The 25,664-nt window shown below is 74.5% G+C and carries 26 protein-coding genes and 1 riboswitch; of the genes, 14 read left to right on the top strand and 12 right to left on the bottom strand.

What is annotated here, in order from left to right; genetic code table 11:
• Positions 1-17: 17 nt before the first annotated feature.
• From HL663_RS03395 to HL663_RS03385, 3 genes are read left to right on the top strand one after another with little or no spacing between them, the layout of a single operon-like run.
• Positions 18-1,169 (top strand): App1 family protein phosphatidate phosphatase, encoded by a 1,152-nt coding sequence (locus tag HL663_RS03395; RefSeq protein ID WP_173027070.1) that lies wholly within the window; start codon positions 18-20, stop codon positions 1,167-1,169.
• Between the two features lie 38 nt (positions 1,170-1,207).
• Complete coding sequence (locus HL663_RS03390; RefSeq protein WP_173027069.1) at positions 1,208-2,068, top strand: Fpg/Nei family DNA glycosylase; 861 nt, start codon at positions 1,208-1,210, stop codon at positions 2,066-2,068.
• A 50-nt stretch (positions 2,069-2,118) separates the two neighbouring features.
• A complete protein-coding gene (locus HL663_RS03385; RefSeq protein WP_173027068.1) occupies positions 2,119-2,457 on the top strand; it encodes a rhodanese-like domain-containing protein in 339 nt (112 codons plus the stop codon).
• 103 nt (positions 2,458-2,560) lie between these two features.
• On the opposite strand, the gene HL663_RS03380 is transcribed toward HL663_RS03385, so the two are convergent.
• Positions 2,561-2,875 carry a DMT family transporter gene (locus tag HL663_RS03380; protein WP_173029967.1) on the bottom strand — a complete coding sequence of 105 codons (315 nt, stop codon included), beginning with the start codon at positions 2,873-2,875 and terminating at the stop codon, positions 2,561-2,563.
• Between the two features lie 10 nt (positions 2,876-2,885).
• Positions 2,886-2,951: riboswitch (guanidine-III (ykkC-III) riboswitch) on the bottom strand.
• Between the two features lie 248 nt (positions 2,952-3,199).
• Here HL663_RS03380 and HL663_RS03375 point away from each other — a divergent pair.
• A complete protein-coding gene (locus HL663_RS03375) occupies positions 3,200-4,858 on the top strand; it encodes an alkaline phosphatase D family protein (RefSeq protein ID WP_173027067.1) in 1,659 nt (552 codons plus the stop codon).
• 83 nt (positions 4,859-4,941) lie between these two features.
• Here HL663_RS03375 and HL663_RS03370 read toward each other — a convergent pair whose 3' ends face one another.
• Positions 4,942-6,507 (bottom strand): M20/M25/M40 family metallo-hydrolase, encoded by a 1,566-nt coding sequence (locus tag HL663_RS03370; RefSeq protein ID WP_173027066.1) that lies wholly within the window; start codon positions 6,505-6,507, stop codon positions 4,942-4,944.
• Positions 6,508-6,775: 268 nt separating this feature from the next.
• Between HL663_RS03370 and HL663_RS03365 the strand changes: the two genes are divergently transcribed.
• Complete coding sequence (locus HL663_RS03365) at positions 6,776-7,990, top strand: ATP-binding protein (RefSeq protein ID WP_173027065.1); 1,215 nt, start codon at positions 6,776-6,778, stop codon at positions 7,988-7,990.
• Between the two features lie 252 nt (positions 7,991-8,242).
• Here HL663_RS03365 and HL663_RS19080 read toward each other — a convergent pair whose 3' ends face one another.
• Positions 8,243-9,241 (bottom strand): methyl-accepting chemotaxis protein, encoded by a 999-nt coding sequence (locus tag HL663_RS19080; RefSeq protein ID WP_216842664.1) that lies wholly within the window; start codon positions 9,239-9,241, stop codon positions 8,243-8,245.
• Positions 9,238-9,777, bottom strand: a complete 540-nt coding sequence (locus HL663_RS03355; RefSeq protein WP_173027064.1) for a PAS domain-containing protein — start codon at positions 9,775-9,777, stop codon at positions 9,238-9,240. Before HL663_RS03355 ends, HL663_RS19080 begins: the two co-directional genes overlap by 4 nt.
• A 117-nt stretch (positions 9,778-9,894) precedes the next feature.
• On the opposite strand from HL663_RS03355, the gene asd reads away from it, so the two are divergent.
• The 6 genes from asd (at position 9,895) to HL663_RS03325 (ending at position 15,880) form a co-directional block, all read left to right on the top strand.
• Positions 9,895-10,740 (top strand): archaetidylserine decarboxylase, encoded by an 846-nt coding sequence (gene asd / locus HL663_RS03350; protein ID WP_173027063.1) that lies wholly within the window; start codon positions 9,895-9,897, stop codon positions 10,738-10,740.
• Between the two features lie 172 nt (positions 10,741-10,912).
• Entirely contained in the window at positions 10,913-11,431 is a 519-nt protein-coding gene (locus HL663_RS03345) for an OsmC family protein (protein WP_173027062.1), read from the top strand.
• 4 nt (positions 11,432-11,435) lie between these two features.
• A complete protein-coding gene (locus tag HL663_RS03340) occupies positions 11,436-12,731 on the top strand; it encodes an O-acetylhomoserine aminocarboxypropyltransferase/cysteine synthase family protein (RefSeq protein WP_173027061.1) in 1,296 nt (431 codons plus the stop codon).
• Entirely contained in the window at positions 12,728-13,204 is a 477-nt protein-coding gene (locus tag HL663_RS03335) for a CoA-binding protein (RefSeq protein ID WP_173027060.1), read from the top strand. Before HL663_RS03340 ends, HL663_RS03335 begins: the two co-directional genes overlap by 4 nt.
• A 155-nt stretch (positions 13,205-13,359) precedes the next feature.
• Positions 13,360-14,619, top strand: a complete 1,260-nt coding sequence (locus HL663_RS03330) for an extracellular catalytic domain type 1 short-chain-length polyhydroxyalkanoate depolymerase (RefSeq protein ID WP_173027059.1) — start codon at positions 13,360-13,362, stop codon at positions 14,617-14,619.
• 40 nt (positions 14,620-14,659) lie between these two features.
• Positions 14,660-15,880 carry an FAD-binding domain-containing protein gene (locus HL663_RS03325; RefSeq protein WP_173027058.1) on the top strand — a complete coding sequence of 407 codons (1,221 nt, stop codon included), beginning with the start codon at positions 14,660-14,662 and terminating at the stop codon, positions 15,878-15,880.
• Positions 15,881-15,883: 3 nt separating this feature from the next.
• Here HL663_RS03325 and HL663_RS03320 read toward each other — a convergent pair whose 3' ends face one another.
• From HL663_RS03320 to HL663_RS03310, 3 genes are all read right to left on the bottom strand, one after another.
• Positions 15,884-17,293 (bottom strand): HNH endonuclease signature motif containing protein, encoded by a 1,410-nt coding sequence (locus HL663_RS03320; RefSeq protein WP_173027057.1) that lies wholly within the window; start codon positions 17,291-17,293, stop codon positions 15,884-15,886.
• A gap of 116 nt (positions 17,294-17,409) precedes the next feature.
• Positions 17,410-17,988 (bottom strand): mycothiol transferase, encoded by a 579-nt coding sequence (locus HL663_RS03315; RefSeq protein WP_173027056.1) that lies wholly within the window; start codon positions 17,986-17,988, stop codon positions 17,410-17,412.
• Complete coding sequence (locus HL663_RS03310; RefSeq protein WP_173027055.1) at positions 17,985-18,560, bottom strand: dienelactone hydrolase family protein; 576 nt, start codon at positions 18,558-18,560, stop codon at positions 17,985-17,987. The genes HL663_RS03315 and HL663_RS03310 overlap by 4 nt, the downstream gene beginning before the upstream one ends.
• 55 nt (positions 18,561-18,615) lie before the next feature.
• On the opposite strand from HL663_RS03310, the gene HL663_RS03305 reads away from it, so the two are divergent.
• Complete coding sequence (locus tag HL663_RS03305; RefSeq protein WP_216842663.1) at positions 18,616-19,587, top strand: helix-turn-helix transcriptional regulator; 972 nt, start codon at positions 18,616-18,618, stop codon at positions 19,585-19,587.
• 132 nt (positions 19,588-19,719) lie between these two features.
• Entirely contained in the window at positions 19,720-21,051 is a 1,332-nt protein-coding gene (locus HL663_RS03300) for an amino acid permease (RefSeq protein WP_173029965.1), read from the top strand.
• Between the two features lie 24 nt (positions 21,052-21,075).
• On the opposite strand, the gene HL663_RS03295 is transcribed toward HL663_RS03300, so the two are convergent.
• Positions 21,076-21,765 carry a VOC family protein gene (locus HL663_RS03295; RefSeq protein WP_173027053.1) on the bottom strand — a complete coding sequence of 230 codons (690 nt, stop codon included), beginning with the start codon at positions 21,763-21,765 and terminating at the stop codon, positions 21,076-21,078.
• A gap of 57 nt (positions 21,766-21,822) precedes the next feature.
• Entirely contained in the window at positions 21,823-22,353 is a 531-nt protein-coding gene (locus HL663_RS03290) for a GNAT family N-acetyltransferase (RefSeq protein WP_173027052.1), read from the bottom strand.
• Between the two features lie 178 nt (positions 22,354-22,531).
• On the opposite strand from HL663_RS03290, the gene HL663_RS03285 reads away from it, so the two are divergent.
• Positions 22,532-23,161, top strand: coding sequence for a peroxiredoxin (locus tag HL663_RS03285; protein WP_173027051.1), 630 nt, complete (start codon positions 22,532-22,534; stop codon positions 23,159-23,161).
• Between the two features lie 107 nt (positions 23,162-23,268).
• Here the strand turns inward: HL663_RS03285 and HL663_RS03280 are convergent, their stop codons facing one another.
• The 3 genes from HL663_RS03280 to HL663_RS03270 are packed head-to-tail and all read right to left on the bottom strand — an operon-like array spanning position 23,269 to position 25,595.
• Positions 23,269-23,751 (bottom strand): metallophosphoesterase family protein, encoded by a 483-nt coding sequence (locus tag HL663_RS03280; RefSeq protein WP_173029964.1) that lies wholly within the window; start codon positions 23,749-23,751, stop codon positions 23,269-23,271.
• 29 nt (positions 23,752-23,780) lie between these two features.
• Positions 23,781-23,927 (bottom strand): DUF2256 domain-containing protein, encoded by a 147-nt coding sequence (locus HL663_RS03275; RefSeq protein ID WP_286175893.1) that lies wholly within the window; start codon positions 23,925-23,927, stop codon positions 23,781-23,783.
• A gap of 42 nt (positions 23,928-23,969) precedes the next feature.
• On the bottom strand, positions 23,970-25,595 hold the full coding sequence (locus tag HL663_RS03270) for an ABC-F family ATP-binding cassette domain-containing protein (RefSeq protein ID WP_173027049.1): 1,626 nt from the start codon (positions 25,593-25,595) through the stop codon (positions 23,970-23,972).
• Positions 25,596-25,664: the final 69 nt, after the last annotated feature.

Genomic DNA, 25,664 nt, shown 5'->3' with positions numbered 1-25,664 from the left:
TGTCCTAGAGTCGGGTCATGGCGCGACCCCACGCCGCAGCCCTCGTCGAGGATGCCTACACCAGCCGCAAGGCGCGCTTTCTCGAGGCCCGCGGCTGGGTGACCCGGATCGTCCCGTCGACCGGCTACGGCAGCACGACCCAGCTGCGCGTGTTCGGCCGGGTCATCCACACCCGGGGCCGCCCCGAGGACGAGCCGACCGAGCCGACGTACGCCGCCCGGCTGCGCGCCGTCGAGTCCGAGACGCGCGGCTGGCGGGCCTTCTTCGCGACGCCGGCGGTCGAGGAGCCGGTGACCGTGCGGGTCAACGAGCGCCTCGTGAGCACCCGCACCGACCGCGGCGGGTTCATCGACCTCGTCGTGCGCGGCCACGGGCTGACGCCCGGCTGGCACCAGGTGTTCCTCTCCTCGCCGCGGGCCGAGACGATCGACGTGCCGGTGCTCGTCGTCGGCTCGCAGGTGACGCACGGGATCATCTCGGACATCGACGACACGGTGCTCTCGACGTCGCTGCCGCGGCCGATGATCGCGGCGTGGAACACGTTCCTGCGCTCCGAGGGCGCCCGCCGCCCCGTCGCGGGGATGGCGACGATGTACCGCGAGCTGCTCGCGGCGCACCCCGAGGCGCCGGTGGTCTACCTCTCGACGGGGGCCTGGAACACCGCGCCGCAGCTGACCCGCTTCCTCCAGCGCAACGGCTACCCGGCCGGCCCGATGCTGCTCACCGACTGGGGCCCGACGAACACGGGATGGTTCCGCTCGGGTCAGGAGCACAAGCAGGCCCAGCTGCACCGGCTGGCGCGCGAGCTGCCCAACGTGCGCTGGCTGCTCGTCGGCGACGACGGCCAGCACGACCCGCGCCTGTACACCGAGTTCGCGGCGGCCCGCCCGGACCGGGTGCGGGGCGTCGCGATCCGCGAGCTGACCGCCGGCGAGCAGGTGCTCTCGCACGTCATCCCCGTGGCGACCGACGACATCGCGCCGGCCCCGACCGAGCGGCTCGAGGTGCCGGTGGTCCGCGGCCCCGACGGCTACGAGCTGACCCGCCGGGTGCGCGGGCTCTGGGAGGGCGGCGTGCCGCAGCGGACGCTGCGCGAGTACGCGTCCACCGTCGTCACCTCGCCCGACGACCCGCCGGACTACCTCGTCGAGGACCCGGACGAGCGCTGACCGCCCCGGGCACCGGCGGCGGACGGTAGCGTCGGGGCATGCCCGAGCTGCCCGAGGTGCAGGCGCTGGCGGACTTCCTCCGGCAGCGCACCGACGGGCTCGTCGTCACCGGCGTCGAGCTCGGGAGCTTCCACGTCCTCAAGACGTTCACGCCGCCCCCGGACGCCCTCGTCGGTGCGCCCGTCGACGGCGTCTCGCGGCACGGCAAGTTCCTCGACCTCGACTGCGGCGGAACGCATCTGGTGTTCCACCTCGCCCGGGCCGGGTGGCTGCGCTGGTCCGACGCGATGCCCGCGACGGTGCTGCGGCCGGGCAAGTCGCCGATCGCGCTGCGGGTGCGGTTCGACGACTCCTCGGGCTTCGACCTCACCGAGGCCGGCACGCAGAAGCGCCTGGCCGCCTACGTCGTCAACCGCGTCGAGGACGTCCCGGGCATCGTCTCGCTCGGCCCCGACCCCCTGGCCGACGCCTTCACCGAGGAGGTCTTCGCCGGCATCCTCGCCGCGCACCGGATGCAGGTGAAGGGGCTGCTGCGCGACCAGTCGATCGTCGCCGGCGTCGGCAACGCGTACTCCGACGAGGTGCTGCACGTCGCCAAGCTGTCGCCGTTCGCGATCGCCGCGAAGCTCGACGCCGAGCAGGTGACCCGGCTGTACGCCGCGCTGCGCGAGACCCTCGCCCACGCCGTGGCGACGGCCTCGGGCAAGCCGGCCAAGGAGCTCAAGGACGCCAAGCGGGCCGGGATGCGGGTGCACGGCCGCACCGGCGAGACCTGCCCCGAGTGCGGCGACGTCGTCCGCGAGGTCTCCTTCGCCGACTCCTCGCTGCAGTACTGCGCGACCTGCCAGACCGGGGGCAAGCCGCTCGCCGACCGGCGCACGAGCAAGTTCCTCAAGTAGCGCGGACGCCGCGAGCGGTGCCGGGCGCGGCGTTTGCGATGCTGGGACGCATGAGCGACTTCCCCGACGTGCCGGTCTCCGCGGTCCCCGACGACGCGACCTTCCTGGACATCCGCGAGCAGGACGAGTGGGACCGGGGGCACGCCCCGCACGCGCTGCACATCCCGATGGCCGAGCTGCCGCAGCGGCTCGACGAGCTGGCGCCCTTCCTCGACCGCGACGAGCCGCTCGTCGTCACCTGCCGCTCCGGCGGGCGCGTCGCGCGGGTGCTGCCGTGGCTCGCGCAGCAGGGCTACGAGGTCGCCAACCTCGAGGGCGGGATGCGCGCCTGGCAGGACGCCGGGCGCCCGCTCGAGGCGACCGACGGCGCGCAGCCCCAGGTCCCCTGACCCCGGCGACCGACGCGCGCTACACCGCAGTAAGTGTCGCTGGAGCGACGGTTACTGCGGTGTAGCCCGGTGTCGACGGGGGACGGAGGGGGCGCGGGCCCGGTCAGGAGACGAGCTTGAGGCCGACGACGCACCCGACGATGCCGAGCACGAGCAGCACCCGCACGAGCGACAGCGGCTCCTCGCCGGTGGCCATCGCGACCGACACGGTGAGCACCGCGCCGATGCCCACCCACACCGCGTAGGCGGTGCCGACGGGCAGCTCGCGCATCGCCCAGCCGAGCCCGCCCATGCTCGCGGCGAGGGCGAGCACGAAGACGACGGCGGGGACAGGACGGCTCAGGCCCTCGGACCGGCCGAGGGCGGTGGCCCAGACGGCCTCGAGGACACCGGAGAGGACGAGGACGACCCACGACATGACGTGCTCCTGCGGGCCGTCTTGTCGCGTCACCGGGTACGGCACCCCTCGTCCGGGAGCCCGTGACGGGCCCTGTCGCCACTGTCGCACGCCCGCGTCGCGGGGGCAAACCACCGTCGATGCCCGAGTCTGCGGCTCTCTAGGGGAAGCACTAGACGGCGCCAGACGGCGGCATCGAGGCGCCGCCCGGGATGTCCTGACCCGCCGCTGACCGGCAGCGGACGAACCGCTGGGGCCCCGGCCACCCGCGGGCCACGGACGCTTCACGTGCTCCTCGTGCCGCGCTCGCCCGGAGGTCGTCGACCGGCGGGGAGGGTGGCGCGCATGACCACCACAGCCTCCCGCCGCACCCTCCTGCGCGTCGGCGCGGTCGCCGCCGCCGGTGCCACGACGACCCTCGCCGGCCCGCGCGCCGACGCCCGCCCGACCGCCGCCGCGGTCCTCCCCCGCACCGACCCGTTCACGCTCGGCGTCGCGTCGGGCGACCCCTCCCCGGACGGCTTCGTCCTCTGGACCCGGCTCGCCGTCGAGCCCCTCGCCGCCGACGGCCTCGGCGGGATGCCCGACCGCACCTTCGTCGTCGGCTGGCAGGTCGCGCGGGACGAGCGCTTCCGCCAGGTCGTCCGCTCGGGTGTGGTGGCCGCCCGACCCGCCCGGGCCCACGCCGTCCACGTCGAGGTCGGCGGGCTGCTGCCCGGCCGCGAGTACTTCTACCGCTTCCGGCTCGGCCGCTTCGTCACCCGCACCGGGCGGGCCACGACCGCGCCGGCGCCCTGGCAGTCGCCGGAGTCCCTGACGATGGCCTTCGCGTCGTGCTCCAACCTGCCGGCGGGGTGGTTCACCGCCTACGGGCACCTCGCCGACGAGCGGCCCGACCTCGTCCTGCACCTCGGCGACTACCAGTACGAAGGACCGGGCGACGGCGTCGGGCGCCACCACGCCGGCCCCGAGACGACGACGCTGGCCGGCTACCGGCAGCGGCAGGCGCAGTACAAGACCGACCCCGACCTGCAGGCGGCGCACGCCGCGGCCCCGTGGCTCGCCGTGTGGGACGACCACGAGGTCGACAACAACTACGCCGACGACGTGCCCGAGAAGGTCGCGGAGACACCGGGTTTCCTCGAGCGCCGCGCTGCCGCCTACCGCGCGTACTACGAGAACATGCCGCTGCGCCGCACCTCCGTGCCCCGCGGGCCGGACCTCCAGATGTTCCGGCGCGTGGCCTGGGGGTCGCTCGCGACCTTCCACATGCTCGACACCCGGCAGTACCGCTCCGACCAGGCGTGCGGGGACGGGTACGAGGACTGCCCCGACGCCGCCGACCCGGCGCGCTCGCTGCCGGGCCACGCGCAGGAGCGCTGGCTCCTCGACGGGTTCCGTCGCTCACGGGCCCGCTGGGACCTCCTCGGGCAGCAGGTCTTCTTCGGCCGCCGCGACAACGACCCCGGCGCCGCGACGACCGTGTCGATGGACGCGTGGGACGGCTACCCCGCGTCGCGCGAGCGGGTCACGCGCGGCTGGGTCGACGCCGGGGTGCGCAACCCCGTCGTCCTCACCGGCGACGTGCACGCCCACTGGGCCTGCGACCTCCACCTCGACGCGGGGGACCCCGACCGGGTCGTCGGGTCCGAGCTCGTCACCTCGTCCATCACCTCCGGCGGCGACGGCCACGACGAGGCCGACGGCGCCCACCCGTGGGCCGCGTGGAACCCCGACCTCCGGTTCTGGACCAACCTGCGCGGCTACGTGAGCACGACGATCACCCGCGACGAGCTGACCGCCCGGTTCCGCTGCGTCCCGGTCGTCACCACCCCCGGCGCCGACGTCTTCACCCGCGCGACCTTCGTCCTCGGCGACCGGGAGCGCGGGCTCGTCCAGGTGCAGGACGCCCCGATGGCGAGCGCGGTGGCCCGCGGCGCGGGCCGGTCGGACGCCGAGAAGATCGCCGACACCGTCCGCGAGGAGACGCACGGCAGCAGCTGATCGGCGGGAACGGCTGCGGCACAGATGGACCCGTCACCTCTCGACCGTGGTCGGGAGGTGACGGGTCCGCTCGGTGCCCGGGGTCAGGCGCGGAAGCCGTCGAACACGCGGTACATGAAGTCGGTGCCGCGCTCGAGGGCCTCGACGTAGATCCGCTCGTCGTTGCCGTGCATCCCGATCAGCTGGTCGTTGTCGATGACGTACGGGTAGACGCCGTACCCGGGGATGCCGCGCTCGCGCCACGGCCCGAGGCTCGTGCCGGCCTCGAACAGCGCCGGCGCGAACTCGGCCCTCGGGTAGGTGCGCCGGGCCGCGAGCTCGATCGCGTCGTAGAGCGGCGTGTCGAGCGAGGCCGGCTCGGTGGCCCAGGTCTCGTCGAGCTGGTCGAGGTAGTCGGCCTCGCTGACGCCCTCCGGCGCCCCGAGGCGGACCTCGATGTCCCTGCCGCGCAACGTGCGTCGCAGCCGGGCCACGAAGTCGCGCGGCTTCTCGCCACCGGGGATGCCCCGGCAGTTGACGCGGACGTGCGCCTCGGAGGGGATGACGTTCTCCTTGTACCCGGCGTCCTCGATGACGAAGGCGGTCGTCGTCCGCAGCAGCGCGGAGTGCAGGTACGGGTAGTCGGAGTACCGGACGACGAGGGCGGCGGCGCGCTCGCGGACCTTCGTGCTGCGCGTCGAGAGCATCATCCGGATCGCGTTCTCGAGGCGCCGGTCGTCGGTGGCGCGCGCGAGGGCCGAGAAGTAGGTGCGCGTGACCTTCGTGAGGTGCACCGGCGCGAGGTCGTCGCCGATGTCGGCCACGGCACGCGACAGCGAGACGATCGCGTTGTCCGGGATGGGCTTCGAGGAGTGCGTCGCGGTGCCGGAGGCGTAGAGGTCGAGGTTGAAGTACACCTTGTCCTGCCGCGTCACCGTGACGAGCATCGGCGTCGTGCCGTCGGTCTGCGCGAGGAACCAGCCGCCCTCGGTGAGGACCATCCCGGCGTCGAGCTTGTCCCAGTGGTTCTGCGCGAGCCATCCCGAGCCGTAGCTGCCGGCCTCCTCGTCGCAGTCGGTGAGCACGATGATGTCGCGCTCGAAGCGGTGCCCCTGCTGCACATGGCGCAGCAGGCCGGCGATCGACGCCGCGTTGGCGCCCTTCATGTCGAGCGCCCCGCGCCCGTAGATCTCCCCGCCCTTGACGACGGCCCCGAACGGGTCGACCGACCAGTTCTCGCGCTCGACCGGCACGACGTCGGAGTGGCCGAGCAGCAGCAGCGGCCGGGCCGAGGTCGTCCCCTTGATCCGGGCGAGGAGGTGCACGTTGTCGGGCTGCGGGGTCGGGATGATCTCGGAGCGCACCCCGGCCGCGTCCCACACCCCCTTGAGCCACTCGGCGTGCGCCCGCGTCTTGCCGCCCTGGCCGAAGTTCTGGGTGTCGAAGGAGAGCATCCGGCGCAGCAGCGCGAGCGGCGTCGGGGCCGCCCCGGTGGCGGGGAGGGCGGCCGGGCGCGCGGCCGCCCCGCTGCCGGAGACGAGGCCGGTCGCCGCGAGGGTCGCGGCGCCCCCGGCGCCGGCGAGGAGGGCGCGTCGGCCCAGGAGGCGGCGGGCGGCGTCGCCGCCGGCCGACGTGGTGCTGGATGGTCCGGTCGATGCGTGGTCGGTCATCGTCGTGGTCCTCACGTCGTTGTGTGGTGTCGTCGAGATGGTGTGGTGTCGTCGTGCGCGGGTCCGGGGCCGCCCCGACTGTTCCCCCGGGCCCCGGGTGACCCACGGGTAGGCCCTCCGGCGTCGGTGAACGGTCGCCGTGGTGGTGCGAGCGGTCGTCGAGGGCCCCGGCCGGGCTGACATGGGCGGTGCCATGTCAGGTCGCGACACGATCGCCGTGTCTGCGGATGTATCGGGTGAGGGCTAGAGAAGCCCATACGGTGTGATCGTGGACCCGATCCGGAACCCCTACGCGCCCGGCGCCGGCCAGCGACCCCCCGAGCTCGCCGGCCGCGACGAGCAGCTCGACGCCTTCGACGTCGTCCTCGAGCGCGTCGCCCGGGGCCGCCCCGAGCGCTCCGTCGTCCTCACCGGGCTGCGCGGTGTCGGCAAGACGGTCCTGCTCAACGCGCTGCGCTCGGCCGCGGTGCGCGCCGGGTGGGGCACCGGCAAGCTCGAGGCCCGGCCCGACCAGTCGCTGCGCCGGCCGCTGTCCTCGGCGCTGCACCAGGCGGTCCGCGAGCTCGGGCCCGCCGGGGGCGCGGGCGACCACGCGCTCGGGGTCATCCGCTCGTTCGCGCAGCGCGAGCCCGACACGGGGCGCACCGCGCGGTCGGCGCCGAAGCTGCGGGACCGCTGGAACCCCGGCATCACGGTGCCGGCGGTCTCGGGGCGCGCCGACTCGGGTGACGTCGAGATCGACCTCGTCGAGCTGCTCTCCGACCTCGGCGGGACGGCCGCCGACACCGGCCGCGGCATCGCCGTGTTCATCGACGAGATGCAGGACCTCGGCCCCGAGGACGTCTCGGCCCTGTGCGCGGCGGCCCACGAGATCAGCCAGACCGGGCTGCCCCTCATCGTCGTCGGGGCCGGGCTGCCGCACCTGCCCGCCGTGCTGTCCGCCTCGAAGTCGTACTCCGAGCGGCTCTTCCGCTACTCGCGCATCGACCGGCTGGACCGCGACGCGGCCGCCGCGGCGCTCGTCCGCCCGGCCGCGGAGGAGGGCGCGGAGTACGAGCCCGACGCGCTCGCCGCGATGTACCTCGCGACGGGCGGCTACCCGTACTTCATCCAGGCCTACGGGAAGGCCGTGTGGGACAGGGCGCCCGGCTCGCCCATCACCGTCGCGGACGTCGAGGTGGCCGCCCCGGAGGCCGAGGCCGAGCTGGCCGTCGGGTTCTTCGGGTCACGGTTCGAGCGGGCGACGCCGGGCGAGCGGGAGTACCTGCGGGCGATGGCCGAGGTGGCCGCGGCGGCCGGGGGCACCGACGACGCCGACGCCGTCCCGACCTCGGACGTGGCGGCCCACCTGGGCCGCAAGCCGCAGTCCCTCTCGCCGGCGCGCGACGCGCTGCTCAAGAAGGGCCTGATCTACTCCGGCGAGCGGGGTCTCATCGCCTTCACCGTCCCGCACTTCGGCCGGTACCTGCGCGACCACACCTGAGCCGCACCCGACCTGGCCGTCGAGGGCCGGCAGCGTGCATCGATCGTCGCTTTCGTCGATCGGTGCACGGTGGTTGCGGATGGCCGGCAGCGTGCGCCAATCGCCGCTTTCGACGACTTGTGCACGGTGGTTGCGGAGGGCCGGCACCGTGCATCGATCGTCGCTTTCGTCGAATGGTGCACGGGACGCAGGACGGGCACCGACCGCGCTCCGGAGTGCGCGCGAGCGGTGCCCGTCCAGCCGGTGGAGCGCCTACGTGCGGCGCATGACGTCGAGGAAGGTCCCGACCTCGGCGCGGAGCATCTCGGCCATCTGGGCCAGGCCCTGCCCGACCCGCGGGTCGAGCCCGTAGCCCTGGTCGCCCATCGACGAGTTGCCGTCGACGGCGTAGCGCAGGTCGTCGACCATCGGCGACATGTCGCGGACCATGCCGTGGACGGACTGGATCGCGTTGATGCTCCGGCCGGAGGCCGCGATCATCTCCTGGACCTGGTTGGTGATGTCCTCGGTCGACTTCGCCGTGGTCTCCGCGAGCGACTTCACCTCGGAGGCGACGACGTCGAACCCGCGCCCGGCGGTGCCGGCCCGGGCGGCCTCGATCTGCGCGTTGAGGGCGAGGAGCTTGGTCTGCGCGGCGACCGAGGAGATGAAGCCGACGACGTTCTCGATCTCGCGCGAGGCGCCGTCGAGGTTGGCCATCGTCGTCGTCGCGGCGTCGGCCTGGCCGACCGCGTCCTCCGCGTACCGGCCGAGGTTGGCGGCCGTGGCCGACAGCTCGGTGGAGGCGGCCGCGACCTGCTGCGACACGGCGAGGACGGTCTCCTCGAAGCGGTCGGCGAGCTCGAGGCGCTCGGTGACCGCGTTCTTGGAGCGGCTCTCGGCCTCGATCATCGCGGCGCGGGCGGAGTTGATGGCCCCGGCGCCGCGCAGGAACGAGCCGAAGAGGCCGGCGGGCAGCACCTGGCGGTAGTAGCGCCCCTCGATGATGGCCTCGAGCGCGCCGGTGACCTCGCGGGCGAAGGCGTCGGTGCGGTCGAGCGAGTCGTTGAGGGCGAGCCGCAGCCCGGTCACCTCGGGCCAGGCGTCCTCGCCCTCGATGCGGGTGAAGCGGGCCTCGGAGTCCCCGGCGGCCGCGGCGGCCGCGACCCGACGGGCCTCGGCGAGCGCCTCGCGCAGCACCTCGACCTCGCTGCGGCGGGCGGGGCCGCCCTTCTCCTTGGACGCACGCCGGCGCCCGGTGACGATGCTCATGCCGCAACCTCCGTCGCGAGGGACCAGACCCACTCGTCGTAGGTCATGCCGACCTGCTCGAGCCGTTCGTGCAGGAAGGCCAGACCCGCCGCGGACGCCTCGGTCGCGCGGCCGAAGGAGGCCTCGTGCGACCGGATCTCGCGGTAGAGCGGCTCGATGACGTTGAGGGCCGAACGGCTGGGCAGCCGCCGGTTGGAGTGGTAGCCGATGATCGAGCCGCGGGCGTCGAAGGTCGGCGTGACGTGGGCGAAGACCCAGTAGTGGCCACCGTCGCCGGCCATGTTGACGACGTAGGCGAAGAGCTCCTGGCCCGCCTGGAGGCGGTCCCAGAGCAGCTTGAAGACGCCGGCGGGCATGCCGGGGTGGCGGATGATGTTGTGCGGCTTGCCGAGGACCTCGGCCTCCTCGAAGGCCGAGACGCGGCAGAACACCTCGTTCGCGTACGTGATCCGACCCTGCAGGTCGGTCTTGGTCACGATGATCTCGTCGCGACCGAACGTGCGCTCGACGCCGCTGGGGGTCGTGCGTGTCGTCATGGGGGGACCTCTCTCCGGTGCAGCAATGTCCACCCCGCCCATCGGCCCCCGGCGACGGGTCCTCCAGCAAGATTGCGTCAAGAACCGCTCAGGATCCGGGCCTTGTAGGTTGGCCGGGTGCTCGGACGCCTGCTCATCGCCCTGGTCTCCGTCCTGCCCCGGCACGCGCTGAGCCGGGGTGCGGGATGGCTGGCCGGCCGGACCCTGCCGCGCCGCTGGCGCCCGGGCGTCCTCGGCGGGTTCAGCCGGGTCGTCGGCGCCGACCCGTCCGAGGCGGCCCTGCCGCTCGAGGAGTACCCGAGCCTCAACGCGTACTTCACGCGGACGCTGCGGCCGGGCCTGCGACCGGTGGCGGCCGGTGCCCTCGTCTCGCCCGTCGACGCCACCGTCGGCGCCTGGGGCGAGGTCGTGGGCGGCACGCTCGTCCAGGCCAAGGGGCACGACTACTCGCTCGCGGCCCTCCTCGCGGACGAGGAGTACGCCCGCGCCTTCGACGGCGGGACGTACACGACGCTCTACCTCTCGCCGAGCGACTACCACCGCATCCACGCGCCGCTCGACGGCAGCGTCACGGCCGCCACGTACGTCCCCGGCGACCTCTGGCCGGTCAACGGCGCCGCGGTCGCGAACGTCGCCGACCTCTTCGCGCGCAACGAGCGGATCGTCGTACGGATGGAGACCGCCGGCGGCCCGGTGGCCGTGGTCCCCGTCGGGGCGACGATGGTGGGGATGACGCGGCTGGCGTTCGACGACGTCCTGCACACCAACGCGCGGCGCCGCGAGGTGCAGCGCCGGACGTACGACGCGCCCCACCGCCTCGAGGCGGGTGATCCCCTCGGGCACTTCGAGTTCGGCTCGACCGTGGTGCTCGTGTGCTCCGCCGGTGCGGGCGCCGTCGAGCCGTTGGCCCTCGGGTCGTCCGTGCGGATGGGTCAGCGGATCGGCTCGGCTGCGTCTCGCTGACTCCTGCGCCACCGGGCGAGCCCGTGGCGCGAGCGGCCGTGTCTCGACCGGCGAGACCGGTTGTCGAACCGTGACGCGACACGCGGACCTACATAATTGATCGTTATAGCGTCGGAAAGATCACGTGATGACTGGTCGTGCTCGACGACCGGTCCCGTCCCGAGGAGACCTGATGACCGACACCACGACCGCCCCCGACCTCGCGCCCGTCGTCGCCGCCCTCGAGGAGGCCGTGACCGCGGACGCCGCCAACGCCGCGGCGCTCTTCCGGGTGCACGCCGTCGGCGGCGACGGCCCCACCTCGATCCGGGTCAACCGCCACTCCTTCGAGCAGGACGAGCCGGCCGGCTTCGGTGGCGCCGACTCCGCGCCCGGGCCGGTCGACTACGCCCTCGCCGGGCTGGCCTCGTGCCAGATCGTCGTCTTCAAGTACTGGGCGGCCAAGACCGGCGTCACCCTGGACCACATCGCCGTCGACGTCGACGGGGACTTCGACTTCCGCACGATGTTCGGCTTCGAGGGCGGCGGTCGCCCGGGCCTCACCGACGTGCGGGTCGCCGTGCGCGTCAGCGGACCGGAGGCGCCCGAGCGCTACGAGGAGCTGCAGCGGCTCGTCGACGCGCACTGCCCCGTGCTCGACCTCGTCGCCCACGCCACGCCGGTGTCGACGACCCTCACCGTGGCATCCTGACCGGGTGACGGACCGTACCTGGGGATTCCGGACCCGCGCGCTCCACGCCGGAGGCCCGCCCGACCCGGCGACCGGGGCCCGCGCCGTCCCGATCTACCAGACGAGCAGCTTCGTCTTCGAGGACACGACCGATGCCGCGAGCCTCTTCGCGCTGCAGAAGTACGGCTCGATCTACAGCCGGATCGGCAACCCGACCGTCGCCGCGCTCGAGGAGCGGATGGCGAGCCTCGAGGGCGGCATCGGAGCGGTCGCGGCGGCGAGCGGGCTCGCGGCGGAGTTCCTCGTGTTCGCGGCCCTGACCGGGGCGGGTGACCACGTCGTGGCGGCCGGCAGCCTCTACGGAGGGACGCTGACCCAGCTCGACGTGACGCTGCGTCGCTTCGGGGTCGAGACCACCTTCGTCCGCGGCACCGACCCGGCCGACTACGCCGCCGCGATCACGCCGAGCACCCGCTGCGTCTTCGTCGAGGTCGTGGCGAACCCCAGCGGCGACGTGGCCGACCTCGCGGGGCTCGCCGAGGTCGCGCACGCGGCCGGCATCCCGCTCGTCGTCGACGCCACGACGGTCACGCCATGGCTCTGCCGGCCCCTCGAGCACGGCGCGGACATCGTCGTGCACAGCGCGACGAAGTTCCTCGGAGGTCACGGCACGACCCTCGGTGGTGTCGTCGTCGAGGGCGGACGGTTCGACTGGGGGAACGGGAAGTTCCCGCGGATGACCGAACCGGTGCCCTCGTACGGGGGCATCGAGTGGTGGGGCAACTTCGGGGAGTACGGATTCCTCACCCAGTTGCGCAGCGAGCAGCTGCGCGACGTCGGCCCCGCGCTCTCGCCGCACTCGGCCTTCCTCCTGCTCCAGGGCGTGGAGACGCTGCCCCAGCGGATGGACGCCCACCTGGCCAACGCCCACGAGGTCGCGCGATGGCTCGCCGCCGACCCTCGCATCGGCTGGGTCCGCTGGGCGGGGCTCCCCGACCACCCGCACCACGAGCGGGCGCAGCGGTACACCCCCAAGGGTCCCGGTGCCGTCTTCTCGTTCGGCGTCCGCGGTGGACGGGAGGCCGGTGCGCGGTTCATCGAGGCGCTGCGCCTGTGCAGCCACCTGGCCAACATCGGGGACGCGCGCACGCTCGTCATCCACCCGGCGAGCACGACCCACCAGCAGCTGTCGGCCGCCCAGCTCGAGGCCGCCGGCGTCGGAGAGGACCTCGTCCGGATCAGCGTCGGGCTCGAGGACGTCGAGGACATCCTCTGGGACCTCGACCAGGCGCTCGCGGCCGCGTCCCGGAGCGGGTCGTGAGCGCGGGCTGGTCGTCGCCGTCGGCGCAGGAGCGACGCGCGGTCCTCGAGCGCACGCACAGCGTGGCCATCGTCGGCGCGTCGGCGAAGCCCTCGCGGGCGAGCTACTTCGTCGCGTCGTACCTGCTGTCCAGCAGCGACCTGCGGGTCTTCTTCGTCAACCCGGTCGTCGACGAGATCCTCGGTCATCCGGTGTACCCGTCCCTGACGGCGCTGCCGGAGCCGCCCGACCTCGTCGACGTCTTCCGCCGACCGTCCGAGGTGCCCGCCGTGCTCGACGAGGCGATCGAGGTGGGGGCCGGCTCCTTCTGGTTGCAGCTGGGCCTGTGGGACGAGGACGTCGCCCGCCGGGGCACGGAGGCCGGTCTCACGGTCGTCATGAACCGCTGCCTGAAGATCGAGCACGCCCGGTTCGCCGGCGGGCTGCACCTCGCCGGCTTCGACACCGGCGTCATCACCTCGCGCCGCCGCTGACGGCCCGGGTGCGGCGGTGTCGTCGCGCACCATGTCGCACGGGCCCAGCCGCGACCGCTCGTCCTGGGGTCGCGCGCCACCGCCGGGGGCCGACCGGGGTGGCACGGTGTCCCGGTCCGGCGTCGACGGAGCCGCCGGGAAACGGAGGCAGACCGATGACGTCCACACCGTCCACCGCCCGCGCGAACGCCCTCGGGCGCAGCCTGGTCCTCCTCGTGGCGCTCGCCGTCCTCGGGGCCGTCGGGCTCGTCGTCACGACCTCGCCCCCCGCGCGTGCGGCGGGGCTGACCCAGGTGACCGGGTTCGGCAGCAACCCCGGGGCCCTCACGATGTACAGCTACCGGCCTGATGGGCTGCCGTCCGGCGCACCGCTGGTCGTCGAGCTGCACGGCTGCACCCAGAACGCGTCGACGTACTTCGCGAACAGCGGCTGGCGCGAGATGGCCGACCGCCACGGCTTCGCCCTCGTGCTCGCGCAGCAGAGCAGCAGCAACAACTCCAGCTCGTGCTTCAACTGGTTCCAGGCGTCCGACACGGCGCGCGGCCAGGGCGAGGCGCTGAGCATCAAGCAGATGACCGACTTCGCGGTGTCCTCGTACGGCCTGGACTCCTCGCGGGTGTACGTGACCGGCCTGTCCGCCGGCGCGGCGATGACCGCCGTGATGCTCGCGACCTACCCCGACACCTACGCGGGCGGCTCCATCAACGCCGGCCTGCCCTACCGCTGCGCGAGCAGCACGCTCGACGCGTTCTCGTGCATGAACCCCGGCGTCGACAAGAGCCCGTCCGCATGGGGCGACCTCGTCCGCGCCGCCTCCCCCGGGTACACCGGCCCGCGCCCGCTCGTGTCCATCTGGCAGGGGACCTCCGACACGACGGTGGCCCCGATGAACGCCGGCGAGCTGCGCGACCAGTTCACGAACGTCGCGGGGGTCTCGCAGACGCCGACGAGCACGGGCACGGTCGCGTCGGGCGTGACCGTCGAGGACTTCGCGGGGCGCGTCCGCGTCACCCGGGTCCAGGGGATGGCGCACGGCACCGCGGTGGACCCCGGGACGGGCCCGGCGCAGTGCGGCACGGCGGGCGCGTACTTCATCGACACCTCGGTGTGCGCCGCCTCCCAGGACGTCCGGTTCTTCGGCCTCGACGGCGGGGGCACCGGGCCCACGCCCACCCCGACGGCGACGCCGACGACGTCCCCGACGGCTTCTCCCACGCCCACGCCCACCCCGACCGCCACCGCGACGCCGACCTGCGTCACGGCGACGAACTACGCGCACGTCACGGCCGGCCGGGCCTACCAGTCCGGCGGCTACGCCTACGCGACCGGCTCGAACCAGAACCTCGGTCTCTCCAACACCTTCTACAGCTCGACGCTCAGGCAGACCTCGACGGGCTACTGGGAGAAGTGCTGAGCCACAGCGGTTCCGCGTCGGCGGCGGGGTAGAACGGAGCATGCGTCTCCCCACCCCGCCGCCGCCCGGCGGTGACGACCCGGTCGCCTGGGTCCGCGAGCACCTCGGCCACCTCGTCCGCGAGGGCGCCGACGGCACCCGGCGGGGCGGCCACGTCGGTGGGCAGACCGCCGCCGACACCGCGCTCGCGACGCTCGACGTCAGCGGGTACGCCTCGCGGCGCAGCACCGTCCTCCCGGCGGAGCGCCGCGGCGCCAGCCGGATGTCCCCCTACATCCGCCACAACCTCGTGACGCTGCGCGAGGCGTGGGACGCCGTCGCCGACGCCCCGGCGCGCGACCGCACGAAGTACCGCGACGAGCTGCTCTGGCAGGAGTACGCCCGCCACCTCTACGCCCGCGTCGGCCGCGCCCTGGGTCGCCCGCTGCGGCGGGAGCAGCCCCGGACCCCGGACCGCTGGCCGACCCCGTGGCCCGACGAGATGGCGTGCATGGCCGCGACGACGGCCGAGCTCGTCGAGGACGGCTGGCTCGTCAACCAGACCCGGATGTGGCTGGCGTCCCAGTGGGCCGTGCGGGCCGGTGCGGACTGGCGGGTCGGCGAGGACGTCTTCTTCGCGCACCTGCTCGACGGCTCGCGGGCGGCCAACCGGCTCGGGTGGCAGTGGACGGTCGGCACCGGCTCCGGTCGTCCGTACGGGTTCAGCCGCTGGCAGGTCGAGAAGCGGGCGCCGTCCCTGTGCCGGTCGTGCCCTCTCGAGCAGGCGTGCCCTGTGCAGGGGTGGCCGGAGGAGTCGGTCGGCGCACCGGCCGACGGGCCCCCGCTCGGCCGCGGCCCCGTCCCCGCCGGGCCGGCCGAGGTCGAGGGCCGTGGCGCCGAGGAGGTGTGGCTGACCGCCGAGTCGCTGGGCGACGCCGACCCCGCGCTCGCCGCCGACCCCGACCGCCCGGCGGTGTTCGTCCTCGACGAGCCGTTGCTCGCGGGGCTGCGGCTGTCCGGCAAGCGGCTGGTCTTCCTCGCCGAGACGCTCGGCGACCTCGCGACCCGACGGCCGCTCGAGGTGCGGCTGGGGGACGTCGCCGAGGAGCTCGCCGGCCGCCGCCTCGCCGTCACCCACGCGCCGGTGCCGGGGTTCGCCCGTCGGGCGACCGCCGTCGACCCCGTCGAGGTGCATCCCTACCCCTGGCTGGTCCGGCCGCGGAGCGTCCCCGTGCAGTCCTTCACCGCGTGGCGGCGGGCCGTCGGGGCGCCCCGGTCCTGACCCTCAGAGGGGCGGGGTGTCGGGCCACCCCGTCGGCCGCGGCCGCCGTGGGTGGTCGTCGGTCGTCACGACCGTGGAGACTCGCGCCGGGCGGTGCACCTCGACGCGGCAGGCCGCCCGACCCCAGCGCTCGCCGCCGAGCCGCGACTCGAGCGCGTGCTCGAGGTCGCTGTGCGGGCCGTCGGGGACGACGACCCGCGGTGGGCAGGCCGGCGGCGGTGAGTGGTCGGGGTCGGGGAGGTCGCTCAGGGCGGGGTCGGCGCGATGGTCGGGCGGGTCGGTGCTGCGGACCCGTCCGGTGGGGTCGGTGACGGTGTAGGTCCCGTCCGGCGCGAGCAGTGTGCGCCATCCGGGTCGCTGCTTCGTGCGGTGGTGGCGGCGGCAGAGGCAGACGAGGTTGGCGGCGCTCGTCGGGCCGGCCGGCCACGGCACCACGTGGTCGAGGTCGCACCAGCGGGCGGCCACCGAGCAGCCGGGGAAGCGGCAGTGCCGGTCGCGCGCCCGGACGAGGCCGGCCAGGGCCGCCCCCGGGCGGTACGCGGGCGTGGCGAGGGCGTCGCCGTCGTCGACGAGGGCCCCGGTCAGCGGGTGGGCGTGGTGCTCGACCACCGTCGTGGTGACGGTGGACTGCTGCAGCACGAGGTCGGTCAGGGCCTTGGCACGCGCCCGGTCGATGCGCGCGCAGACGCCGTCCTCGAGGTAGCGCTGCGCGAGCGCGCCGACCGCGGCCCAGGCGCCGCACGCCTCCTCGCTGGGGAAGGTGCCGAGCCAGGTGTCGACACCGGGCTCGTCGACCCAGCGCCGCAGCCCCGATGCCTCGCGGGCCCGCCGGGCGCGCTGCCGGAGCAGGTCGGGGTCGATGGCCGCGAGCATCCGCCGTACCCGCCGACGCAGCCGCGACCCGTCCTCGCGGTCGAGCCACGGGTCGAGGGCGGCCACGACGGTCGCGCGGACCTCGGCCGGGCACTCCTCGAGCTCGCCGCTGACGACGTGTGCACGGTGGCCGTCGAGGCGGCCCTGCGTCATGGCGGTGTGCAGGCCGCCGAGACCGGTGCTCGTGGGCGTGCCCTCGGGGCCGTCCGCGGCCCGGCGCACGGCGTCCCGCACCCGCTGCTCGGCGGCGACGGCCGAGAGGCACAGGACGCCGGAGACGATCGCCGGTGCGTCGAGCGCCCGACGGACATCGCGGACGGTGCCGTCCTCGGCCCACTCCGGCTCGAGGGCCGCCAGCTCGACGACGACCTCGTCTTGGAGGGCCGTCGCCTCGTTGAGGAGGGACTGGAGGGCGCCCAGGGCCTCGACCCACTCGTCGCGGGTGCCGGTGCGGACCCCCGACGGACGCACGGGGGCGAGGGCATCGTGCGCCCGGCGCGTCGCGTCGAGCAGGTCCTGTGCCGTGCCGGTGGTGACCATGCGCTCCCCCTCCCCTCGTGCTGGCATCCTATCGAACACGCGATCGAACGACAAGGGTCCGAAGCATCTAAAGTGCTCTCGCGCAAAAGGATTCGTCCGCGAAGGAAACCGCCGGGTCAGGCGCCCGTCCACGCCTCCGGGAGGTGCCAGTCCGCCGACGGGTCCTCGCCGACCCGGCCGTCCACCGCCTCGCGGAGCAGGTCGGCGTGCCCGGTGTGCCGGCCGTACTCCTCGAGCAGGTCGAACAGCAGGCGCCGGATGCTCGCGTGCCGGCCCTCGCCGTCGGACGCGTGTGCCGCGCCGCCGAGCCCTCGCTCGGCGACGGCCTCGCGCACGCGCGCCCGGTTGCGCTCGACCGCGCCGTCGTAGAGGGCGTAGAGGTCCTCCGGCGGGTCGGACGCCGCGGACGTCATCTCCCAGTCGTCCTCGTCGTCCCAGCCGTTGTCGTCCCAGACGTCGGGCATCGGTGTGCCGGAGAGGCGTTGGGTCGAGTAGAAGTCCTCGACCGACGCGAGGTGCTTGAGCAGCGCGGCCAGGCTGAGGGTGGACGACGGGATGGTCGCGCGCAGCCCCTCAGCGTCGAGGCCGTCGACCTTGTAGCGGAACGTGGCGCGCATCCGGTCGAGGGACCCGAGCAGCTGCTCGGCCTCCGACCCGGCCAGCGGCGGCTCCCACGGCGGCGGGGTGGTGCTCACGCGAGGCGCTCCAGCATCCCGAGCGACCGCTGCACGACGAGCGCCGTGGCGTCGGCGTCGTACGCGGGCAGCGAGCTGTCGACGAACAGGTGGACCTCGCCCGGGTACACGAACAGCTCTGCGCCGGAACGTCCCTCGACGAATCCGCGCGCGGCATCGGCATCGCCCTCGGCGCCGAAGAAGGGGTCGTCGGCCATGCCGTGCACCTGCACGGGCAGCCCCTCGGGCCAGGCGCCGAAGTTCGAGGGGTCGGCGAAGGCCTCGTAGAGCAGCGCGCCGGCGACGCCCGGGTGGTTCTGCGCCAGCTGCTGGGCGGCCATCACGCCGAGGGAGATGCCGGCGACGACGAACCCCTCGTCGAGCCCCTCGGCGGCGGCGACCCCGCGAGCCCGCACCTCCGAGAACCCGATGGACCCCACGTACGCGGCCCCGTCGTCGATGGACCCGAACGTCCGCCCCTCGAAGAGGTCCGGGGTGTGCACGGTGTGGCCGGCGGCCCGGAACCGGTCGGCGAGGTCGACGACCCCGGGCGTCAGGCCCTGGATGTGATGGAGCAGCAGCATCGTGGTCATGCGCAGCACCGTAGGGGCGGTTGCGGACGGTCGGCGTCCGGATGAGGATGGGCGCGTGCGCCCCGACACCGGCCCGGCCGCCCGCGCCCTCATCACGATGGAGGCGATCCAGGACGAGCCCGGCATCACGGCCGACCGGCTCGCCGAGCGGCTCGGGGTGTCCACGAGGGCGGTTCGCCGCTACGTCGGCATCCTGCGCGACGCCGAGGTGCCGGTGGAGTCGACGCGCGGGCCGGCCGGCGGCTACCGGCTGGGCCGGGGCACGCGCCTGCCCCCGCTGGTCTTCAGCAGCGCCGAGGCGCTCGGCCTCGTCATGGCCGTGCTCGACGGGCACCACGCGGCGGCCGACCCCACGGACCCCGTCGGCGTGGCCGTCGCGAAGCTCCTGCGGGCGATGCCGCAGCACGTCGCCGACCAGGCCGACGTCGTGCGGCGCACCACCGCCGCCGCGCCCGACCGCGGCGCCGCGCGCCCCGACCCCGCCACCACCGTCGCGCTCGTCCGGGCGCGCAGCGAGAACCGCTGCGTCACCGTGCACTACCGCTCCGAGAACGGCCGCGAGTTCACGACCGACGTCGAGCCGTGGGCCGTCGTCGTGCGTCACGGCCGCTGGTACCTGCTGTGCCGGTCGCTGCGCTCGGGGTCGGTGCGGACCTACCGCGTCGACCGCGTGCACCGGGTCGACCTGCTGGAGAGCACCTTCCGCGTGCCGGACGACCTCGACCCCGTCGCCTCCCTCGAGGAACACCTGGGTGCCGGGTGGGAGCACCCGACGGAGGTGGTCATCCACGCGCCGCTGGAGCGCCTCGAGCACGTGCCGCGCACGCTCGGCCGGCTCGAGGCGGACGGCCCCGACCGGACCCGCCTGAGGGGGACGACGAGCAACGTGCCGGGGTACGCGAGCGACCTCGCGCACCTGCCGGCATCCTTCACGGTCGTCGCGGGGCCCGAGCTGCGGGCGGCGGTCGCGGACCTCGCGCACCGGCTGGCCGACGCCGTCGCCGAGCCTCCGCCGCCGCCCGCCTGAGAGAAGCCGCGTCCCTCCGGCGCGCGGGCCCCTGCCGCGTGCGGTAGGAACGTCGGCGTGACCACGCCCGACCAGACCTCGACGAGCGGCCAGAGCCAGCTCGGGACGAGCCTCAAGCCCCGCCACATCACGATGATCTCGATCGCGGGGGTGATCGGCGCCGGCCTCTTCGTCGGCTCCGCCACCGCGATCGAGCAGGCCGGCCCCGCCGTCCTCGTCTCGTACGCCCTCGCGGGCAGCCTCGTCGTCCTCGTCATGCGGATGCTCGGCGAGATGGCGACCGCCAACCCCGACACCGGCTCGTTCTCCGTCTACTCGCAGCGCGCCCTCGGCCGCTGGGCGGGCTTCTCGGTCGGCTGGCTCTACTGGTGGTTCTGGGTGCTCGTCATCCCCGTCGAGGCGACCGCCGCGGCCGACATCCTCAGCCGGATGGTCGGCCTCGACCAGTGGGTCTGGGCGCTGCTCGTCACCCTCCTGCTCACCGGGACCAACCTCGTCTCGGTCGGCAACTACGGCGAGTTCGAGTTCTGGTTCGCGCTCGTCAAGGTCGTCGCGATCATCGCCTTCATCGCGCTCGGCGTGCTCGCCATCCTCGGGCTGCTGCCGAACTCGGAGGTCAGCGGTGTCTCGCGGCTCTGGGAGCCGGACGGCTTCTTCGCCGGGGGCGGGGGCGCCATCATCGCCGCGATGCTCACGACGATGTTCTCGTTCATGGGCACCGAGATCGTCACCATCGCGGCCGCCGAGTCGCCCGACCCGGCCAAGGGCATCACCAAGGCGGTCAACTCGGTCATCTGGCGCATCTTCATCTTCTACATCGGCTCGATCGCGGTCATCGTCTCGCTCGTGCCCTACAACCAGCTCGAGGACGGCTCGTACCAGACCGTGCTGCAGGCCATCGGCATCCCCGGGGCGCCGCTCATCATGGACATCGTCGTCCTCACCGCCGTCGCGTCCTGCCTCAACTCCGCGCTCTACACCGCCTCGCGGATGGTGTTCTCGCTCGCGGCCCGCGGCGACGCCCCGAAGGCGATCGCCCGGGTCAACGCCAAGGGCGTGCCCGTCGTCGCGATCCTCATCTCGATGGTGCTGGGCTTCCTCGCGGTCGTCGGCAACTACGTGCTGCCGGACAAGATCTTCGGCTACCTCCTGGCGACCTCGGGCGCCATCGCCCTGTTCGTCTACCTCGCGATCGCCGTGAGCCAGCTGGTCCTCGGCCGCCGGATGCGCGCGACGGACGAGCTCCCGCCGGTGCGGATGTGGCTCTTCCCGGGGCTGACGATGGTCGTCATCGGGTTCATCGTCGTCGTCATCGGCCTCATGGCCTTCGACCCCGGCCAGCAGCAGGCGATCGCCTTCTCCGTCGTCTCGGCCCTCGTCATCGTGGCCCTCGGCGTGTACCGGCAGCGGCGCGCCGGCGACGGTCGCGACGCCGTCGAGCAGGAGCCGGCCGCCCGCGCCTGAGCCGTCGTCGGCCGCGCCCGGGGCTCAGGCCCCGGGCGCGCAGACGACGCCGCGGTTGCCGTCCGGGTCGGCGAGGACGACGAGCCGCGGCGCCTGGCTGTCGTCGACGACGCTCGCCCCGGCGGCGACGGCGGCGGCGATGCGCGGGCCCGCGGCCTCCGGGGCGACGTAGACCTCGACGTGGAACCGCTGCCCGGCCCGGTCCGGTGCGGGGTCGTCGAACCAGAGGTTCGGGATGCGCTGCGCCGCGTCGCGGACCTCGTCGCCCGGGGTGCCCCGGCCCCGGCTCGCGGCGTCGCCGGTGAGCAGCGCCGCCCACACGGGCGCGATGCCCGCGGGGTCCGGGGTGTCGAGGCCGAGCTCGAGGACGGAGACCGCCGCCGGGTCGGGCGTCAGCCCCTGCGCGGCCGCGACCTCCGTGATCCGGCGGGCCAGGTCGACGTCCTGCTGCGTCATCCACTCGACGACGTGCTCGGTGCCGTCGTCCTCGCGGTAGACCGCGTCGTCGCTGCTCGTCTTGAGGTCGACGACGCCCGGCGCGATCGCCACGCGCGGATGGTGGCCGACGGCGTCCCCGGCCTCGGCGACGGACGCGACGAAGCGGGCCGCCGCCGCGAAGTCGTCGACGAGGTAGCGGGCGTGCAGCCCCTGGGCCAGCCGGCGCCAGTCGTGCAGCGCGGCCGCGGCGATCTCGTCTCCCCCGAGCATGTCCATGGCCGTGGACCCTAGCCCCGATGCCCCCGCGGCGACACCCCCCGCGGCGGCGGCGGGTCAGGGCGCGACGAGCTCGAACACCTCGAGCGTCGTGCCCATGTACCGCGTGCTCGGGCCGAGGTGGCGCATCCCGAGCCGCCGGCAGACGGCCAGCGACGCCAGGTTGTCGGGGTGCACGACGGCCACGGCGCGGGGCAGCCCTCGGGCGAAGGCATCGTCGAGGACGAGGCGGGCAGCCTCGGTGGCGTGGCCGTGACCCCACGCACCGGGGTGCAGGTGCCATCCCACCTCGACCTCGGGCGGGTCGGTCGGCGGCTCCCCGGCGCTCAGGGGCACCGGCTTGAGGAGGAGGTTGCCCAGGCGGCGCCCCTCGTGGTCCGTCACGAGCCAGACGCCGTGGACGTGGTGGGCGCTGATGGCGCGCCGGCGGTGGACCGACGCGAGGGCCTCGTCGTGCGAGGTCATCGGTGTCGGCGCCGCACCGAGGTGGCGCACGACCTCCCAGCGACCCTCGAGGTCGAGGAGGAAGTCGGCGTCGGCGGGCTCCCAGGGCCGCAGCACGAGCCGCTCCGAGGTGAGGGTGCGCACGGCGCGACCCTACCGACGCCGCGGTTGCTGCCGGGCGGCCGCGCAGCTGCGTGCGCATCCGGCAAGGACCCCGGCGACCCGGCGCGCGACCGGACACGTCCGCACTGCGGTCACCGTGAGACACCGGCCGGCGTGACGGATAACGTGGAGCCAGACCAACCCCAACGAGGAGTTATCGATGTCCCTCCGCCTCGGCGACACCGCCCCCGACTTCACCGCCGACTCCACGGCCGGCCCGATCAGCTTCCACGAGTGGAAGGACGGCGCCTGGGCCGTGCTCTTCAGCCACCCGGCCGACTTCACGCCCGTCTGCACGACCGAGCTCGGCCGCACCGCGGCGCTCTCGTCGGAGTTCGCGGCGCGCAACGCCAAGCCGATCGCCGTGTCCGTCGACTCGGTCGAGGACCACCAGCGCTGGGTGCCGGACATCGCCGAGGTCGGCGGGGTCGAGGTCGACTTCCCGATCATCGCCGACCAGGACCGCGCCGTCGCGCAGGCCTACGACATGATCCACCCCGGCGAGGGCGACACCTCGACCGTGCGCTCGGTCTTCCTCGTCGACCCCCAGGACAAGGTGCGGCTGACCATCACGTACCCGAAGTCGGTGGGCCGCAACTTCACCGAGATCCTCCGGGCCCTCGACGCGCTCCAGCAGACGGATGCCGCCCCGGTCTCGACGCCGGCCGAGTGGACGCCGGGCGACCGTGTCATCGTCGCCCCGACGGTCTCGACCGACGACGCGCGCGAGCGCTTCGAGAACGTCGACGAGGTCAAGCCCTACCTGCGCTTCGCCGACGCCCCGGCCTGAGCCGGCGGCCGTCCGGCCGAGACACCGCTCCGTCCACGAGACCCCGGCTCCGAGCCGGGGTCTCGTGGACTTCTCGGGGTCACCCCGGCCAGGGGAGGTGCGTGGGGTCAGGCAGGCCGGAGGCGGTGGAGCTCCACGTCGTGGACGCCGCCGTCGGCCAGGCGCAGCGTCATCCACGTGAAGTCCGGCTGACGCCGGCGGTCGGTCGGGGAGCCGGGGTTGAGCAGCCGCAGCCCCTCGTGCTCGGTGTCCCAGGGGATGTGGCTGTGCCCGAAGACGAGCAGGTCGACGTCGGGGTAGGTGGCGCGCATCCGCTCCTCGCGGCGATCCTTCTGACCGGTCTCGTGGACGACGGCGACGCGCACCCCCTCGATGCTCGCGCGCGCGACCTCGGGCAGGCGCGCACGTAGGTCGGGTCCGTCGTTGTTGCCCCAGCACGCGAGCAGGCGGGCGCTGCGGGCCTCGAGCGCGTCGAGCGTCGCCTCGTCGACCCAGTCGCCGGCGTGCACGACGAGGTCGGCCTCCTCGACCGCGGCCCACAGCGGCGCCGGCAGGTCCTTGGCCCGCTTCGGCAGGTGGGTGTCGGTCATGAGCAGGACGCGGGTCCCGCGCGCCGGGCTCACGCGTCGTCCTTGGGGCGGCTGCGGCGGCAGGCCTCCGAGCAGTAGCGGACCTCGTCCCAGTCGCGCGCCCACTTCTTGCGCCAGGCGAACGGTCGGCCGCAGGTGGCGCAGACCTTCGTCGGGAGGTCGGCCTTGCGCGTCATCCGCGCCATCGGGCGCCCCGGTCGTCCTGGCGGCTCATCGCCTCACCGTACGTCGTCCCGCGGGGGCAGCGGCAGCTCGCGTCCGGTCCACCGCCGCCGGGCCCAGCGGTCGTGCGAGGCGATGACGACGGTCGCGGGCGAGGCGTCGACCGCCTCCTCGAGCTCGTCGACGAGGCTGAGCGAGAGGTGGTTCGTCGGCTCGTCGAGGAGGAGGACGTCGGGGCGGGCCAGCACGACGAGGGCGAGGGCGAGCCGCCGCTGCTGCCCGAGGCTGAGGTCCCCGACCGGGCGGGCGGCGTCACGCGGGTGGACGAGCCCGAGTGGCAGCAGGAGGGCCCGCGCCTCGTCCTCCGGGATGCCCTCCTGCGCCGCGACGAGCTGCTGCGGGCTGCGTCGCGGATCGTCGACGAGGGTGTCCTGCGCGAGGAGCGCCACCCGGCCGCCGACGTCGACGCCGCGGTGCCGGGGGGCGTCGGCGAGGGCGTGCAGGAGGGTCGACTTGCCGCAGCCGTTGGGCCCGGTGACCAGCAGGTGCTCCCCGGCCGCGACGTCGAGCCGCGCGAGCCGCAGGCGACCGGGCACGTCGAGGCCCCTGACCCGGATGCCCGAGGACGGGGCGCCCTCGCGGCCGAGGTCGACGTCGAGCCGCAGCCGCGCAGGGGGTCGGGGCACGGCGTCGGCGACGATGCGCTCGAGCCGGCGCTCGGCATCCTTGGCCCGGCGGCGGGCGGCGGTCTGCACGCGCGAGCCCTTGAAGGCGTGGACGAACTTGTCGTTGTCGGTCGGCCCGCGGCCGTGGGCCACGCCGCCCTCGCGGGTCACGGCGCGCTCGCGCAGGTCGGCGACGAGCTCGCGCTCCTCCAGCCACTGCTCCTCCCAGCGCCGGCGGGCGGCCGCCTTCGCCGCGCGGTGGTCGGCGAAGGAACCGGTCCACGACGCGCCGCCGACCCCGTCTGTCCCGCGGTGGCGGGGGTCGAGGTCGACGACCCCGGTGCACGCTCGTTCCAGGAGCACCCGGTCGTGGCTCGCCACGAGAACGGCGCCCGGCATCGCCAGGAGCTCGGACTCGAGGAACTCCAGCGCGGCGTCGTCCAGGTGGTTGGTCGGCTCGTCGAGGAGCAGGGCGTCCGGCCGGCGCACGAGGAGGGCCGCGAGGGCGAGGCGGGTGCGCTCGCCACCGCTCGTGGCGCCGACCGGTCGGTCGTGCGGGATGCGCTCCAGCCCGAGTGCGCGGGCCGCGACCTCGGCCCGGCGGTCGGCGTCCCAGGCGTCGCGGGCCACGGCCCGGGCGAGGGCGTCGTCGTACGCGGCCGACGTCGCGGTGTCGTCCGGCCGGTCGGCGAGCGCGGCGGCGAGGCGCTCGACGTTCGCGGCCAGCCGGTGCAGCGGGGCCAGCGCGTCGCGCAGGACGGCGCCGACCGTGGCGGCCGGGTCGAGCCCGGAGTCCTGGGGCAGGTAGCCGAGGTCGTCCGGGACGCTCGCGGAGCCGGAGGCCGGGGCGAGCCGGCCGGCGAGGCAGGCGAGCAGCGTCGACTTGCCGGAGCCGTTCTCGCCGACGAGGCCGATGCGGTGGCCGGGGGGCACGGTGAGCGAGACGCCGTCGAGGACGGGGCGCCCGTCGAAGGAGAGGGAGAGGTCGCGGACGACGAGGGGGGAGGCTGACGGCATGGGGGACTCCACGCGGTGGTGCTGGACGTGCTCGCCGGGCGGGGCCTCGGGCGCGAGCAGGGCGTGGGT

Origin of the sequence: Arthrobacter sp. NEB 688 (assembly GCF_013201035.1) — a bacterium.
GTDB lineage: Bacteria > Actinomycetota > Actinomycetes > Actinomycetales > Dermatophilaceae > Phycicoccus.
This window is presented reverse-complemented; position numbering and strand designations above follow the sequence as displayed.